Here is a 14,475-nt window from a genome sequence, read left to right as displayed (position 1 = left end):
CCCCAGCGCATCGCAGCCGGGGAGGTCATCGGCCAGGCACTTGCCGAGCCCGCCTCCGGCGGCCCCGCAGAGCCTGGGTGCTTCGACACCGTGCCCGACTCCACGTCCGTCGGGCCGGTCCGGATCGACACCACACTCGGCGCCGCGTGCGCGTGCTTCGCGACACCTCAGGCTGATCCCGCTCCCCTCTCGGACGTCCCGGCAGTCGTGAAGATCCGGTCCAGGTGATGGCGGAGCACCGCGATCGCCGACTCCGGACTCCGCTGGCCCACGAGGATGCTGGTCCCCATGGTGGCCGCCATCGCGAGCAGGCTGATCGCCTCCGTGCGCGCGTCGGCGTCCGGGTCGGCCAGGCCGGCCCCCTGCGCCTGCTCGAGGAGTCCGGTCAGGGCGTTCTCCGCGGCGTCGGGGTTGTCGATGAAGGGCTGGGCGGCCAGCGCCTCGTCGGTCACCGACAGGATGGCGTACGAGCTGTACAGCAGGTGGAACGTACGGCTCTCCTCGTCGGTCGGCAGCGAGGCCAGCAGCAGCGCCTCCACCGTGGCGCGCGGGCCCGGGTCCGGGCCTGCGGCGGCCAAGCGGGCACCCACCCTCGCCGTGAAGCGGTCGGTCAGATGCCGGAGGCCGTAGAAGAGCAGCTTCTCCTTGGTCTCGAAGTAGTACTGCACCAGCCGGAGCGACACCCCGGCCTCCGCGGCCACGTCCCGCATGCCGACCGCGTGCAGTCCGCGCCGCCCCGCGACCTGGATGAGCGCCTCGGCGATCTGGGCGCGCCGCTCCTCGTGATCCACACGCTTCGGCATGTTCCCGTGTCTCCGCCCGTCGGTGGTGCGTTCGTGCTCCGCTACCCGAACCCCTTCATGATACCGACGTACCACATTGATGATACGGTCGTACCACGAAGAACGGATCTTCCCAGGAGGTGCCGCCGTGCCCGAAAACACCGCCCGCGTACGCCGCGATGTCGGCCGCTACGTCAACGACACCCTGCGCGACCGCTACTTCGCCGCCGCCGACGTCCTCTACGCGATGGGGGCGCCCGTCCGCTCCGAGACGGACGTCGAGACGAGCTTCGGGACCACCCACGTCTACCGGTACGGGCCCGCGGACCCCGCGGCCGAGTCCCGGACCCCGATCGTCCTGATCCACGGCGCCGGCTACAGCTCGGCGATGTGGTACCCCAACACCCCCGGGCTCAGCCTCGACCGCCCCGTCTACGCCCTCGACACCCCGGGCGACGCGAACCGCAGCATCCACCGCGAGCCCATGTGGCAGCCCGAGCGCGCCGCCCAGTGGATGGACGAGGCCCTCGACGCGCTCGGCCTCGACCGGGTACACCTCGTCGGCTCCTCCTACGGCGGCTGGCTCGTCCTCAACCAGGCCCACCTGCGGCCCGGACGGCTCGCCTCCGTCACCGCCCTCGACCCCGGCGGCCTGGAGAAGGTCGGCCTGCGCTTCTTCGCCTGGGTCTTCGTGAGCCTGTTCGCCACCTTCGCCCCGAAGGCACTGCGCCCCCGGCTCGCCAAGTGGCTGGATCAGCCGGTCATCGCCGTCCCCGAGATGCGCACGTGGATCCAGCTCGGGGCCCGCGCCTACCGGATCCGCCGCCCCGCACCCCGGCCGCTGGCCGAGGACGCGCTGCGATCCATCCGGACCCCGCTCTACGTGATCATGGGCAAGCACAGCCTGCTCGTCCACCCCAAGCGCCAGCTGGAACGCGTACCGCGCCTCGTCCCCGGAGCACGCGCCGAGATCATCACCGCGACCGGACACGGCCCGCAGATCGACCACCCGGACGTGGTCAACGCCCGGATGCTGTCCTTCATGGAGGACGTCGACTCCCTCGACCCGGCCGCGGTCGACGCATAGGGCTACGGCAGGGACCAACAGTTCCCCGCCGATGCCGGGAAGCGGACCGTGCTCCGGCGCGGCGGGGCCCTTGCGGGCGGGATCGTTCATCGCATGACGTCCATACGGAGCACGCCCCCCGCCTCCACCGCCGGACACCGCCGGACACCAAGGAACCCCCGCCCGTCCGGCAGCCACACCGGGGGAGGGTCATCCATGTGCCTCGCTTCGCAGCCGAGAGGATGCACGCCGTCGCGGTGCGTGTCAGCGTCGTCCGGGAGGAATCCGAACCCCACGCACCACCGAGGAGTCGCCGTCATGGACGATGCGCAGGACAAGCGTCAGGAGTCGGGCAGGGGCCGCGAGGCGCAGGAACACCACCGCCCCGGAGACCCCGCGCAGCCCCAGCCGGGCAGGCAGGCCCGCGAGAAGGGACAGAAGCCCGGGCAGAAGGAGACGTCGCGCCGCAGCGAGGACGACCTGATGCGCGAAGAGGACCTGCACGACGAGGGGCTCTGATCAGAAGCACCACTCGCGCGCCCAGAGCCCGGCCGGTCCGCAGTCACTCCGGCCGGCTCTGCCGCCCCCAGCCCGACGCCGACGGAGAACGGGCCGCCGGCCGCGGTGGCCGGCGCGGTCTCGGCTCGACCGCTGAGAGTTGGGGTCAGCCTGCCGTATCGGCGGCGCTGCCCTCGGGTCCGGACGTGGTGGCGATGAGGATCTGAGCGGCCTGCGTGTCGTTGTCGGCGCGGACGGCTCGGGCCATCGCTTCCCGGGCGGCATCGACGGTGGTGTCCGGGGGAACCAGCAGCAGGGCGAAGTGGTCGTTGTGGCCGCGGGTGATGAGGACGGTGTCGTCGCCGACCGGGTCGGAGTCGAGGTGCACGACCTGGCCGTCGACGACCAGGCGGGTCGGGAGGCCGTTCCAGGCGGACGCGTCCACGCCCACCCGGGTGATCGGCCCGAGATCCGCGGTCAACACGCTGATCAACGCGGGCAGTTCGGTCTCGATGTCGCGCGTGCGCGGCCACCACGCACCGTCCAGGAGCCCCTGCCGGGAGCTCGTGGTCTCCAGCCGCAGCAGCGCCGTACCGGGCTTGATCGCCTGGTGGACCGCATCCGGGAGGAGCAGTGGGCGGGTGCGGGGGGTGTCGGAGTCAGCCATGGGGGTCCGCCCGTCTCTGGGGTACGGCCGTACGTCGGCGGAGGTCGGAGCCGGTACCGACGCCGGTGCCCGGCCGGCGACGTGCGCCGGCCTGCCGTCGTTTCACGATACCCCCGCCGCCCGCTCCGCCACCCGCGGGAAATCACCTGGTCACGCCGGTCAGAGTCGGTCGAACGGGCGTACAGTTGAAGCACCGGAGGTACTTCGCACACCGGCTGTCACGCGGGTGTCATTTCCGGCGATCGCCTAAGAAACCGGGCTGCCGACGGGCAGTCCGGGGGCAGGTCCACTCAATGACCACCACCCTCGACCGGACCGCGCCCCGCGACCTCACCGCAGGCTTCCCGGCCCGCGTGTCCCTCACCCCGAAGACCACGCTCGCCGGTCAGCTGGACGGTGCCTGGTGGCCCCACTCCCGCGACCTCGAAGCCGAGCTCCCGGCGTTGGCGGCCGCCCTGGACGAGCCCTGGGGTCGCATCACCCGCGTCACCGTGAACCCCACCCGCTGGCCCGTCGTACCGCACACCGTGCCCATGGAAGGGCGCACGCTGCACGTGGGCTGGTTCACCGAACAGGACCCCGACAAGCTGATCCTGCTCTCCTACACCGTCGGCCGCTGGGACCTCCTGGTGATCCCGCCCGAAACCGAGCCCGCAGCCGCGGCCCGGCTGATGACCGCCGCCGCGATCCCGGGCAGCGTCCTCACCGCGGGCGTGCTGATGGCCAACGAAGCGGTCATCGGGTCCGGCATCCGCGACGCCCGCCGCCGGAAAGCCACCTGGGAGGGCGAAGGCGGGGCCTGCATGTCCCCCTTCGGGGACCGGATGGGCAGATCCGCCCTGCCGCTGCCCGGAAACGGCTGGAGGTGAGCTCCGTGGAGACCATCGTCCTCATCGCGGTGATCATCCTCGCGATCGCCATCGGAATGCGCCTGATCCACCTGCTCAACGCGCAGCACGACGCGCGGATCGCGGCCCACCACTTCAGCGACCCCCTGCCGAGACCTCCTGGCCTGCCGGACGACACCGGTCGTCGAGCCCACCACACGGATGCCGACCGGTGAGGACCAGGACTTCCTCCGACCGGGGGCAGCGGTCGGGGCGCCACGGCGCCCCGACCCGCCGGCCTCTCGCCCACCCTGAAGGGGACACGCCCACGTGAAGTACATCGAGACCCAGACACTGCCGTCGCTCGGGCACGCCGAGGTACGGATCATCGCGCACACGCCCGAAGCCGCCCGCGCGGTCGCGGAAGCCCTCCGCGGCTGCTTCGCCGCAGCGGAACAGCGCAGCTACCCCGGCCTCGACGGCGACACCCGCCTCCACCTCACGGTGGACACGACAGCACCCGCCGGGCCCACCCGCTCCTGGCTGGCCGCCAGCAGGACGCCCGTCGGCGCCGGCACCCACTCCGACGAGACCTGAGAGACCCGACGGGCCCCGGAGCCCACTCCGCACACGAAAGGACGCGGTCATGGCCACACTGCGCGAACGCAAGACCTACCGCGATCAGGTGCTCGGGGTCCTGTACGAAGCCGTCGAAGGCAACCGCCTCCTCGGCATCACCGGGGCACAACTGCGGCGCGACCTGCACGTGCCGGAACAGGACCTGGCCGCGGCCTGCACCTACCTGGCGGGCGAAGGGCTGGTCACCGTCGACTGGGACCCCGGCAACACCCCGGCGATGGTCACTCTCACCCACGAGGGAATCCGGCGCATGGAGGCCGAGGAGGAAGGGACGGCCACGCGCCCGCCCTGATCCGAGAGGCACGCCCTGGACCCGGGCGAATGGTCGGCCTCGTGGAGGCGACCTCCCGGACCATGGCCGCGCTGAGCGTCGGCCTGGTGTCCCCGATTCCGCCGGTGCCTGAACGGCCAGCGGAGAACACGGGCCGTGGAGGCCGCCACCGGCACGGAAGCCGTGTGGCGGGCCCGGTCGCGCGGGAGCATCCTGAGGGCACGCCGCCCGTGCAGCCGGACGCCGGCCCGCCGCCCGGTTGGAGGCAACAGGATGACCCACGGAGGGCGCGGGGACCGGGACCGCTCGGAGAGCTTCGGGGAGGAACTGCTCGGGATGCTCCTGGACCGGGCGCCCGAGCTGGCACCGCACATGGTCGGCCCGCTCATCGCCGAGGCGATGGCCCGGCTGGGGGGCCGCGCACCACAGGTCCTTCTCCAGGACTACGGACAGCGACGGCTGGTCCCGCTCCCCCTCGGCGGTCTGACCGCAGGTGATCCTCAGCCCATCGACCGGTCCGACGCCGGCCGGTGCTTCCTGGAGTCACACCCCGTCGAAGTCCTGACGCCCGACGGCGTACGCCTCCATCTGCCCCTGCTGGACGGCGGCGACCAGGTGGGGGTCCTGGCGGTCACCCTGGGCGGGATCGACGACGACGCGCGCCGGCTCCTGCGCAGGGTCGCGGGCCTGGTGGCCGACCTGCTGGAGACGAAGAACGGCTACACCGACCTCTTCTTCCGCACCCGCCGCAGCGAACCGATGAGCGTGGCCGCGGAGATCCAGTGGTCCCTGTTGCCCCCGCTGTCGATGGTGATGCCGCGCGTCGCGGTCGCCGGAGTCCTGGAGCCCGCCTATGCCGTGGCGGGGGACAGCTTCGACTACGCCCTGAACGGCGACGTCCTGCACCTCGCCATGGTCGACGCGATGGGGCACGGCCTGGACGCGGCCACGATGGCCACGGTGGCCATCGGCGCGTACCGCCACGCCCGCCGGATCAGCATCGAACTGTCGGAGATCTACCTCTTCATGGACCGGGCCGTCGCCGAGCAGTTCGACCCGGACCATTTCGTGACCGCGCAGATGATGCGCCTGGACACGGACACGGGACGCCTCCAGTGGGTCAACGCGGGGCATCCCGCGCCGATGCTGATCCGCGCGCACCGCGTCGTACGCCGTCTGGACAGCCCCACGACCCTCCCCGTCGGCTTCGGAGGGGCCCAGCCACAGGTCAGCGCGGTGGCACTGGAGCCGGGCGACCGCGTCCTCTGCTTCACCGACGGCTTGATCGAAGAACACCAAAGCGGCCAGGAACAGTTCGGCGAGGAGCAGTTGATCGACTGGGTGAACCGGCTGGAGCAGGCTGACCAGGGGATCCGCGCGGTGGCCCGGGACCTGTCCCACACCCTCATGCGGGCACGCGGCGAAACCACCTCTGACGACGCGACGCTCGTCCTGTTGGAGTGGCGCGGATGACAGAAGGCCGTGACCCGACGTGTCAGGCTGCGATGGTCTGACATTTTTTGACCTCAGAGTCAAAAATACTGCTACGGTGACACCATGGGCAGGCCAAAGCAGTTCGATCCGGACGTCGCGGTGGAGCGCGCCATGGGCGTGTTCTGGCGCAAGGGGTACGCGGCGACGACACCTCAGGACCTCGTGGACGAGATCGGCATCGGCAAGGGCAGCCTGTACAACACCTTCGGCAGCAAGCACGCGTTGTTCGAACGGGCGCTGGCACGCTACCGCGACTCGCAGGCCGCATGGCTGGAGGCACTTCTCGATCACCCCGGTTCGGCGAAGGACCGGCTGCGGGGTGCCCTGGAGGCACTGATCGAACTCGATCTGGGCGACCCGGACCGGCGCGGATGCATGGCGGTGAACACTGCCGCCGAGCTGGCCGCCTCGGATGCCGGAACGGCTGACACGGTGCGCAGGATGTTCGCCCGCACGGAAGGCGCGTTCCGGGCCACCGTCGAGGAAGGCCAGCGGGCCGGTGAGATCGCCGCCGACCGCGACGCGGCGGCGGTGGCCGCCTGGCTGCTCGCGACGGTGATCGGGATGCGGGTGCTGGCGAAGACCGCCGAGGACGGCACCCAGCTGAAGCGGGTCGTGGATGCGGCGATGAGGTCGCTGTAGGCGGGACTGATGATCGGCAGCCCTCTTTTTTTGCGGGCTTGTTTTGTACCTGTAGTTCAAAAATCTGTGGGGAGTCGGATATGGAACTCGATCTCGTCGGCAAGACCGCGGTCGTCACCGGGGCCAGCCGGGGTGTCGGCCTCGCGATCGCCCGGCAGCTCGTCGCCGAGGGTGTCCGCGTGGCCGGTGCGGCCCGGACGATCACGCCCGAGCTGAAGGAGATCGGCGCCCACCCGATCGCGGTCGACCTGAGCACGCCGGAAGGTGCCGAGGAGTTGGCGGCCCAGGCACTTGCCGTACTCGGCGGTGTGGACATTCTGGTCAACAACCTCGGCGGTGGCGACGAGTTCACCCTGAACGGGTTCCTCGCGACCAGCGACGCCCTGTGGGCGCACAGCTTCGAGGTCAATCTGTTCGGCACGGTCCGGGTCACCCGCAGGCTGCTGCCGAGCATTCTGGAACGCCGCGGCTCGGTGGTGAACATCTCGTCGATGAGCGCGCGGCTGCCGGCCACGGGCCCGATCGAGTACGGCGCCGCGAAGGCGGCTCTCAACGCGTTCGGCAAGGCGCTGTCCGAGGAGTTCGGACCCCGGGGCGTACGCGTGAACACCGTCTCCCCCGGACCGACGCGCACCGGCATGTGGGAGGACGCTGACGGCTTCGGCGCCCGTCTGGCGGAGGCCAACGGCGTCGGGCACCGCGACTTCGTGGCCGGGGTGCCCGCGGCGATGGGCATGACCACCGGCCGCATGGTCGAACCCGCCGAAGTCGCGGCCGTCGTCGCGTTCCTCGCCTCGGACCGCGCGGCGAGCGTGACCGGCGCGGACTACGCCGTCGAGGGAGGCGGCATCAAGACGGTGTGAATTCTCTCTGAGCGGTCACGGCGTGCGTGCGTATGCGATCTGGGCGCGGTCGCCTGCCGCCAAGCCGCCGGCATCGCCGCCCGGCTCACCCTCGCACGAGCCGGCCTCGCCACCGCGCTCGTCCCGCAGACGGCCAGCGAGGCGCTGCGCACAGCCGTTCTCCGAGGACGGTCGTGCCATGGATATCTGTAGCGGCCGTCTGAGGGTTTAGCGGACCGCGCGGGAAGGGTTTTTACCGTGCCGCGGGCCGTGGAAATGTTTTCCGCGCACGGGCCACTGCGGCGTGCTACTGTCGATCTCAGTTGCGGTCTTGACACCCAAAAGCACCTTCACATTTCCGGATCATTCTCCGGGCGGGGCATCATCGCGGCGACACGGAATCCGTATGGTGCGGATTCCGCTGTACTGCCCCCAGAGGAGACATCACATGGCCACCGGTACCGTGAAGTGGTTCAACGCCGCAAAGGGCTTCGGCTTCATCGAGCAGGACGGCGGCGGACCCGACGTGTTCGCCCACTTCTCGAACATCGCCTCCCAGGGTTTCCGGGAGCTGCTCGAAGGCCAGAAGGTCTCCTTCGACATCGCGCAGGGCCAGAAGGGCCCGACGGCCGAGAACATCGTCGCCGCCTGACGCCGGCGCGCACTTCGTAGCTGGGGCCCGCATCCCTCGGGGTACGGGCCCCAGCTGCTCACATTTCCCGCAGTGGTTCGTCCTGCGGGACGCAGTACCAGGGTGCGGCCCCGCGGAGCCACCGCACCCCCGGCCCGCCGTCGCGGATTCCACCTCCACCCGACGCGGCCCCCTTTCAGCGCCTGTGCCCCGTACAGATTCCTGTAGGCCAGATTCGCCCTCGCATTTTCATTCGGCCCGTTCTCGTTATTCCCCCGTACCGCTGCTCCGCCGGGAATTCCTTGATGCGCGCCGTATCAAGGAAGGTTCTCCATGAACCCCACACGTACGCATTCGAACGACCGTTTCTCCCGCACCCGCGGCCGTCGGCCGGCCCCCGCGCGGGGCGAGTTCGCCCTGCCGAAGACGATCACTCCCGCGCTGCCCGCCGTCGACGCCTTCGCCGACCTCGCCATGCCCAGGGAACTGCTGGCCGCCCTCGGCACGCAGGGCGTGACCGTGCCCTTCCCGATCCAGGGCGCCACACTGCCCAACACCCTCGCGGGGCGTGACGTCCTCGGCCGCGGCCGCACCGGCTCCGGCAAGACCCTGGCCTTCGGCCTCGCCCTGCTGGCCCGCACCGCCGGGCAGCGCGCCGAGCCGCGCCGGCCGCTCGCCCTCATCCTCGTCCCGACCCGCGAGCTGGCCCAGCAGGTGACCGACGCCCTCACCCCGTACGCCCGCTCGGTGAAGCTGCGTCTCGCCACGGTCGTCGGCGGCATGTCCATCGGCAGGCAGGCCAGCGCGCTGCGCGGAGGCGCGGAGGTCGTCGTCGCCACCCCGGGCCGGCTGAAGGACCTGATCGACCGCGGCGACTGCCGCCTCGACCAGGTCGGCATCACCGTCCTGGACGAAGCGGACCAGATGGCCGACATGGGCTTCATGCCCCAGGTCACCGCCCTGCTGGACCAGGTGCGCCCCGAGGGGCAGCGGATGCTGTTCTCCGCCACCCTCGACCGCAACGTCGACCTGCTGGTGCGCCGTTACCTCACCGACCCGGTCGTGCACTCCGTCGACCCCTCGCAGGGCGCGGTGACGACGATGGAGCACCACGTGCTGCACGTCCACGGCACCGACAAGCAGCGGATGACGACGGAGATCGCAGCGCGCGAAGGCCGGGTGATGCTGTTCCTCGACACCAAGCACGGCGTCGACCGCCTGACCGAGCACCTGCTGAACAGCGGAGTACGGGCCGGCGCGCTCCACGGGGGCAAGTCGCAGCCCCAGCGCACCCGGACCCTCGCCCAGTTCAAGACCGGCCACGTCACCGTGCTCGTCGCCACCAACGTGGCGGCGCGCGGCATCCACGTCGACCACCTCGACCTCGTCGTCAACATCGACCCGCCGACCGACCACAAGGACTACCTCCACCGCGGCGGCCGCACCGCCCGCGCCGGCGAGTCCGGCAGCGTCGTCACCCTCGTCACCCCCAACCAGCGCCGCGACATGACCCGCTTGATGCAGGCCGCGGGCATCACCCCCCAGACCACCCAGGTCCGCTCTGGCGACGAAGCCCTGAACCGCATCACCGGCGCCCAGGCACCCTCCGGCATCCCGGTCACCATCACCGCACCGGTGACCGAGCGCCCCAAGCGCACCACGGCCTCCCGCGGCCGGCGCGGCTCCCTCTCGGCTGCCCGGCGCGCGAACGTGCGGAAGTCCGCGCCGACCGTGGCGGCCTGACAACCACGTGCTCAGGAAACTGACCCATCTCTGCAGGAGGCACGCGATGACGCTGGTCCAGATGCGATCCCGCTCGGCGGACCCCGGTCCTGCGCACCGCAAGGTGGTCGACGCCATGGAAGCGGTCGGTCCGCAGGTCAGCGATGACATGACGGTCGAAGTGGCGTACGCGGTCATGGCCGGCGCGCGCACGGACCACCTGCTCGTGTGCGACGAGGACGGCCTCTGCACCGGTCTGGTCACCCGCGCCCAGCTCACCGCCGCCCGGGGCAGCGGGGCCTACACGGACCGGCTCCGGCTGCGCGACGTCCCCGGCGACCGCGGGCCGTTCACCTCGCCCCTGGCCACCATGGCCGAGGCCGAGCACGCGATGCGCCACCGCCGGCTCCACGCCCTGCCCGTCGTCGACGAGGGGGGCAGCCCGCTGGGCGTCCTCGCCCTCGCACGCTGAACCGCGCCGCCACGACACGACCGTCCCCCTTCCTCCTGTGAGGCACTCATGCGCTGCGTCATCGCCCGTTTCCCCTTCGACCTGACCAAGAGCGGTGTCCTGGAATCGATGAAGGGCGTCAAGCCCGAGCCGATCACCGGGGAGTCGGTGATCATCGGCCGCCGCACCTATCCCGTCAAGCAGGTCGGCCAGGTCGTCACCCGCCAGGACCGGCGCGACTTCACCGTCGGCGAAGTCGTCCGGGCCATGACCCAGCTCGGCTTCACCTGCCGCGGCGCTGCCGGGCCTGCGGCGCCCGCACCCGGCCTCAGCCCGCTCCAGCGGGCTTCCGCGATGCTCGGCCCGCGGGTGGGCGTCTGACCGACCGGCGCGACGCGCGCCCGGGAGCAGAGAGGGCCCGACCGGCACACGCCGGTCGGGCCCTTTCGCGTCCCCTGGCCGGGGCGGCAGCGGACTCCGTCCGCGACACACGAAAATCTACTGCGGCCACGATAGACATTGGGTGCCGACTTGGTTATGGTTTCTTTCGTAGCCGAGAGAGACAGTAGGCCCTGGCGGAGATGAACTGCCGGGGAGCAGTACGAGCAGTTGCAGTTCACGTGTTGTTGCAGTTCGCGGTACCCGCAGCGAAGCAGTGAGCGGTACCCCGGTGAAGGCGTCGGCTGCGGGCGCGCGCACCGGGACACGCACCACGTAGGGCAACGAGGGAAGAACGGAGGAGCAGGCGCCATCAGGATCGCCCGGGCCGGAGTCCAGCGCCCGGGTACCGCAGGACATCGATGGTGAGGTGGTCTACGGTCAGGCAACCGCGATCCCCGCTGTCCCGGCAGTATCCCGGTCGGGTCGGCGGAAACATGAGGTCGGCGCAGTATCAGGGCCGACAGATGGTGTAGTAGTTCCTTCGGGGCCCTGGTGCCGTTCGGCATCAGGGCCCCTCCATGCGTTCCCATGAGAGAGGTGCAATGACAGCGGATGACTCGTTCGGCCGTCTCGATGACGACGACTACCCCGCCTACACGATGGGCCGGGCCGCCGAGATGCTCGGCACCACCCAGGGATTCCTGCGCGCCATCGGTGAGGCCCGCCTCATCACGCCGCTCCGCTCCGCCGGCGGCCACCGCCGGTACTCCCGCTACCAGCTGCGCATCGCCGCCCGCGCCCGGGAGCTGGTCGACCAGGGCACCCCCATCGAGGCCGCCTGCCGCATCATCATCCTCGAGGACCAGCTCGAGGAAGCCCAGCGCATCAACGCCGAATACCGTCGCGCCGCCGCCGGACCGTCCGCTCCGCCGGCCTCGGACTGAGGCGGCGCCCCGCCGGGACGCCCGGACCGAGGAGCCCCAGGCCGGCGGCCCGGGGCCCGTTCGCCGTCACGTTCCGTCTCGTTCCATTACGTTACGTTATGTTCCGCTCAGTGGTCGGAGTAGCTGACGTCTCCCACCGTCCAGGCGCTGACGTCCTCGATCGAGACGCGGTACATCCCGCCCGTCTCCGGGATCCCCACCGTGCCCTGGATGATGCGGGCGACGTGGAAATGCAGGTGCGTGGGCGGGCCGTCCTGGGCGGGCGGCTTCCCGAAGGTGTCGGCGAACTCGCCCAGGCGGGCCGAATCCGTCAGGACCTCCGTCACCCTCTGGCGCCACACCGATTCGGGGGCCAAACGCCCGGTGATGACAGCCCCGTCTGTGATCACGGTCAGGGACATCTGATTGCTCTGCCCGGACTCGACCTTGGCGGCGACGTCTACGAGCAACTCGTCAGGCTTCGACATGAGCCGACTGTAGTCGCCAGCCGAGGCGGCCGTCACGAGTAGACGGGGGGCCGACGGGTAGGCGCAGGAAGATTCGCGTCGGACGGCTGCGAGGTGTGCCATGGACGGCCCCGGGCTCTCGGATCACGAACGCATGATCCTCAACGACATCGAGGGCGACCTGCGGTCCGACGTGCGCCTGGACCGCAGGCTCCGTACGCTGCGCCGCGGGGTCCCGCCCTGGACCGGCGCCTGGAGCCGGCCCGGGCTGGGGACGGGGCTGCTCGCCCTCGTCTGCGCGTGCCTCTTCGTACGGGCCGTGGCGACCGGGGCGCCGGGAGTGCTGTGGCTCTTCGCAGCGGTGTGGGTGGTCACCGCGGTGTGCGTGCTGCGGCTGGCGTGCCGGCGGATCCGGCGGGGCGGCGGCAGCCGGGTCTGAACCGGTCAGGATTCAAGAAGCGCCTCCCGGGAGCCGCCCCTAACGTTGCGGGCATGGACATCAGCATTCACACCACGGCCCTCCCGCACGACGACCCGGACGCCTCCGTGGCCTTCTACCGCGACGTGCTCGGCTTCGAGGTCCGCAGCGACGTCGGGCAGGGCAAGATGCGCTGGATCACGGTCGGCCCCGCCGGCCAGGCCGGCACCTCCATCCTCCTGGCCCCGCCGGCCGTCGACCCCGGCATCACCGAGGACGAGCGCCGCACCATCCTGGAGATGATGGCCAAGGGGACCTACGGCTGGATCCTGCTGGCCACCGCGGACCTGGACGGCACCTTCGAGAAGGTGCGGGCCGCCGACGCCGAGGTGGTCCAGGAGCCGACCGACCAGCCGTACGGAGTGCGCGACTGCGCCTTCCGCGACCCCGCGGGGAACCTGGTACGGATCCAGGAACTGCGCTGATGTGCCCCCCGGGGTGGCGCCTCGCGCTCATCGCCGCGCAGCACCTGAAGGACCTCGCCCGGCTGCGCCGCGTACGCGACCGGATCGACCGGGACCCCGCGCTGCCGCTGGACGTCCTCGCGCTCGCGCGGGACGCGGGCATGCCGGCCGGGCAGCTCAGCCGCGAGTTCCGGACCGCCTACGGCGGCTCCCCGCACGCCTACCTGACGGCGCGCCGCGCCGTCGGCCGTACGCCGGTCACCGCCGTCGGCTGAGGACGGCGGGAGCCGGGAGCCCGACGCCATCGGCCCCGCCCCTGCGGGTCTCGACCGCGGGCGGTTAACGTCCTTACGGGAACGTGGAGATCGCTACGGGGGGATCCGACAGGTGAACGAGAAGGACGGTCTGGCGCGGCGGTTCGACGAACACCGCCCGCACCTGCGGGCGGTGGCCTACCGGATGCTGGGCTCGCTCAGCGATGCCGAGGACGCCGTGCAAGAGGCCTGGTTCAAGCTGAACCGCTCCGACGCCGGCGGGGTCGCCAACCTGGGCGGCTGGCTGACCACCGTGGTCGGGCGGGTCTGCCTGGACGTGCTGCGCTCGCGCACCGCCCGGCGCGAGGAGCCGCTGGAGGCCGGCGACGGCCCGATCCGGCTGCCCGACCCCATCCTCAGCGGCCCCGGCCGGGTCGACCCCGAGCAGGAGGTCCTGCTGGCCGACTCGGTCGGCATCGCGCTGATGGTCGTACTGGAGACCCTGGGGCCGGCCGAGCGGCTCGCGTTCGTCCTGCACGACCTGTTCGCGGTGCCGTTCGAGGAGATCGCGCCGGTCCTCGGCCGGACGGCGGCCTCCACGCGCCAGCTCGCCAGCCGGGCCCGCCGGCGCGTGCAGGGGGCCGCGCCCGCCCCGGACACCGACCCGGTCCGCCTCCGGGAGGTCGTCGACGCCTTCCTCGCCGCCTCCCGCGGCGGGGACCTGGAGGCCCTGGTCGCCGTCCTGGACCCGGAGGTCGTGGGACGCTCCGACGGCGGGACGCTGCTCCCCAGCGCGCTGCGGCGCGGCGCGGCGGACGTGGCTGCGCAGGCGATCATGTTCGCCCGGTTCGCCCGGGACGCCCACCCGGTGCTGGTCAACGGCTCCCCCGGTGTGCTCTCCGTGGCGCAGGACGGGCGCCCGATGTCGGTGATGGCCTTCACCGTCCGGGGCGGGCTGATCACGGCGCTGGACATCCTGACCGACCCCGAGCGCCTCGCCCGGCTGGACCTGGACGGGCTGCTCGGGGACCGGTGA

Annotated in this window: 20 protein-coding genes and 1 pseudogene; 18 read left to right on the top strand and 3 right to left on the bottom strand. The window is 71.5% G+C overall.

Going from position 1 to position 14,475, the window contains the following annotated elements:
• Window positions 1-167: 167 nt before the first annotated feature.
• Window positions 168-803, bottom strand: a complete 636-nt coding sequence (locus tag AB0D45_RS06155) for a TetR/AcrR family transcriptional regulator (RefSeq protein WP_361605757.1) — start codon at window positions 801-803, stop codon at window positions 168-170.
• 127 nt (window positions 804-930) lie between these two features.
• On the opposite strand from AB0D45_RS06155, the gene AB0D45_RS06150 reads away from it, so the two are divergent.
• A complete protein-coding gene (locus tag AB0D45_RS06150) occupies window positions 931-1,869 on the top strand; it encodes an alpha/beta hydrolase (protein ID WP_362455489.1) in 939 nt (312 codons plus the stop codon).
• 297 nt (window positions 1,870-2,166) lie between these two features.
• Complete coding sequence (locus tag AB0D45_RS06145) at window positions 2,167-2,367, top strand: hypothetical protein (RefSeq protein ID WP_362455487.1); 201 nt, start codon at window positions 2,167-2,169, stop codon at window positions 2,365-2,367.
• A 145-nt stretch (window positions 2,368-2,512) separates the two neighbouring features.
• Here AB0D45_RS06145 and AB0D45_RS06140 read toward each other — a convergent pair whose 3' ends face one another.
• Window positions 2,513-3,013 (bottom strand): DUF5994 family protein, encoded by a 501-nt coding sequence (locus AB0D45_RS06140; protein ID WP_362455486.1) that lies wholly within the window; start codon window positions 3,011-3,013, stop codon window positions 2,513-2,515.
• A gap of 293 nt (window positions 3,014-3,306) precedes the next feature.
• Between AB0D45_RS06140 and AB0D45_RS06135 the strand changes: the two genes are divergently transcribed.
• The 12 genes from AB0D45_RS06135 to AB0D45_RS06080 all read left to right on the top strand — a co-directional run bounded on the left by AB0D45_RS06135 (window position 3,307) and on the right by AB0D45_RS06080 (window position 11,857).
• Window positions 3,307-3,882, top strand: coding sequence for a DUF5994 family protein (locus AB0D45_RS06135; protein ID WP_362455484.1), 576 nt, complete (start codon window positions 3,307-3,309; stop codon window positions 3,880-3,882).
• Window positions 3,883-3,887: 5 nt separating this feature from the next.
• Complete coding sequence (locus AB0D45_RS06130; protein ID WP_361605772.1) at window positions 3,888-4,076, top strand: hypothetical protein; 189 nt, start codon at window positions 3,888-3,890, stop codon at window positions 4,074-4,076.
• Window positions 4,077-4,170: 94 nt separating this feature from the next.
• Window positions 4,171-4,437 carry a hypothetical protein gene (locus AB0D45_RS06125; protein ID WP_361605775.1) on the top strand — a complete coding sequence of 89 codons (267 nt, stop codon included), beginning with the start codon at window positions 4,171-4,173 and terminating at the stop codon, window positions 4,435-4,437.
• Window positions 4,438-4,486: 49 nt separating this feature from the next.
• Window positions 4,487-4,771, top strand: coding sequence for a hypothetical protein (locus AB0D45_RS06120; protein WP_361605778.1), 285 nt, complete (start codon window positions 4,487-4,489; stop codon window positions 4,769-4,771).
• A gap of 252 nt (window positions 4,772-5,023) precedes the next feature.
• On the top strand, window positions 5,024-6,223 hold the full coding sequence (locus AB0D45_RS06115) for a PP2C family protein-serine/threonine phosphatase (RefSeq protein WP_362455481.1): 1,200 nt from the start codon (window positions 5,024-5,026) through the stop codon (window positions 6,221-6,223).
• Window positions 6,224-6,307: 84 nt separating this feature from the next.
• A complete protein-coding gene (locus AB0D45_RS06110; protein WP_362455480.1) occupies window positions 6,308-6,886 on the top strand; it encodes a TetR/AcrR family transcriptional regulator in 579 nt (192 codons plus the stop codon).
• 80 nt (window positions 6,887-6,966) lie between these two features.
• Window positions 6,967-7,749 carry an oxidoreductase gene (locus AB0D45_RS06105; RefSeq protein WP_362455478.1) on the top strand — a complete coding sequence of 261 codons (783 nt, stop codon included), beginning with the start codon at window positions 6,967-6,969 and terminating at the stop codon, window positions 7,747-7,749.
• Window positions 7,750-8,176: 427 nt separating this feature from the next.
• Window positions 8,177-8,380 (top strand): cold-shock protein, encoded by a 204-nt coding sequence (locus tag AB0D45_RS06100; RefSeq protein WP_361605793.1) that lies wholly within the window; start codon window positions 8,177-8,179, stop codon window positions 8,378-8,380.
• Between the two features lie 312 nt (window positions 8,381-8,692).
• Window positions 8,693-10,102, top strand: a complete 1,410-nt coding sequence (locus tag AB0D45_RS06095; RefSeq protein ID WP_362455476.1) for a DEAD/DEAH box helicase — start codon at window positions 8,693-8,695, stop codon at window positions 10,100-10,102.
• A 46-nt stretch (window positions 10,103-10,148) separates the two neighbouring features.
• Window positions 10,149-10,553 (top strand): CBS domain-containing protein, encoded by a 405-nt coding sequence (locus AB0D45_RS06090; protein WP_361611885.1) that lies wholly within the window; start codon window positions 10,149-10,151, stop codon window positions 10,551-10,553.
• A 48-nt stretch (window positions 10,554-10,601) separates the two neighbouring features.
• Entirely contained in the window at window positions 10,602-10,913 is a 312-nt protein-coding gene (locus AB0D45_RS06085) for an SCO5918 family protein (RefSeq protein ID WP_362455474.1), read from the top strand.
• 602 nt (window positions 10,914-11,515) lie between these two features.
• Entirely contained in the window at window positions 11,516-11,857 is a 342-nt protein-coding gene (locus tag AB0D45_RS06080) for a MerR family transcriptional regulator (RefSeq protein WP_361596964.1), read from the top strand.
• Window positions 11,858-11,964: 107 nt separating this feature from the next.
• On the opposite strand, the gene AB0D45_RS06075 is transcribed toward AB0D45_RS06080, so the two are convergent.
• Window positions 11,965-12,324 (bottom strand): hypothetical protein, encoded by a 360-nt coding sequence (locus tag AB0D45_RS06075; protein WP_362455472.1) that lies wholly within the window; start codon window positions 12,322-12,324, stop codon window positions 11,965-11,967.
• A gap of 100 nt (window positions 12,325-12,424) precedes the next feature.
• Here AB0D45_RS06075 and AB0D45_RS06070 point away from each other — a divergent pair, with 100 nt between their 5' ends.
• From AB0D45_RS06070 to AB0D45_RS06055, 4 genes and pseudogenes are all read left to right on the top strand, one after another.
• On the top strand, window positions 12,425-12,742 hold the full coding sequence (locus AB0D45_RS06070) for a DUF3040 domain-containing protein (protein ID WP_362455470.1): 318 nt from the start codon (window positions 12,425-12,427) through the stop codon (window positions 12,740-12,742).
• Window positions 12,743-12,795: 53 nt separating this feature from the next.
• The gene (locus AB0D45_RS06065; protein WP_361596955.1) at window positions 12,796-13,206 is read left to right on the top strand and encodes a VOC family protein; all 411 of its coding nucleotides are present in this window, start codon (window positions 12,796-12,798) and stop codon (window positions 13,204-13,206) included.
• Window positions 13,206-13,424 (top strand): annotated as a pseudogene (locus AB0D45_RS06060) (AraC family transcriptional regulator); the annotation flags it as partial. The gene AB0D45_RS06065 and the pseudogene AB0D45_RS06060, both read left to right, overlap by 1 nt.
• 148 nt (window positions 13,425-13,572) lie before the next feature.
• Entirely contained in the window at window positions 13,573-14,475 is a 903-nt protein-coding gene (locus AB0D45_RS06055) for a sigma-70 family RNA polymerase sigma factor (protein ID WP_362455469.1), read from the top strand.

Source organism: Streptomyces sp. NPDC048352 (genome assembly GCF_040651895.1).
GTDB lineage: Bacteria > Actinomycetota > Actinomycetes > Streptomycetales > Streptomycetaceae > Streptomyces.
The sequence above is the reverse complement of the archived record's forward strand: the minus strand, read 5'-3'. Positions and strand labels throughout refer to the sequence as shown.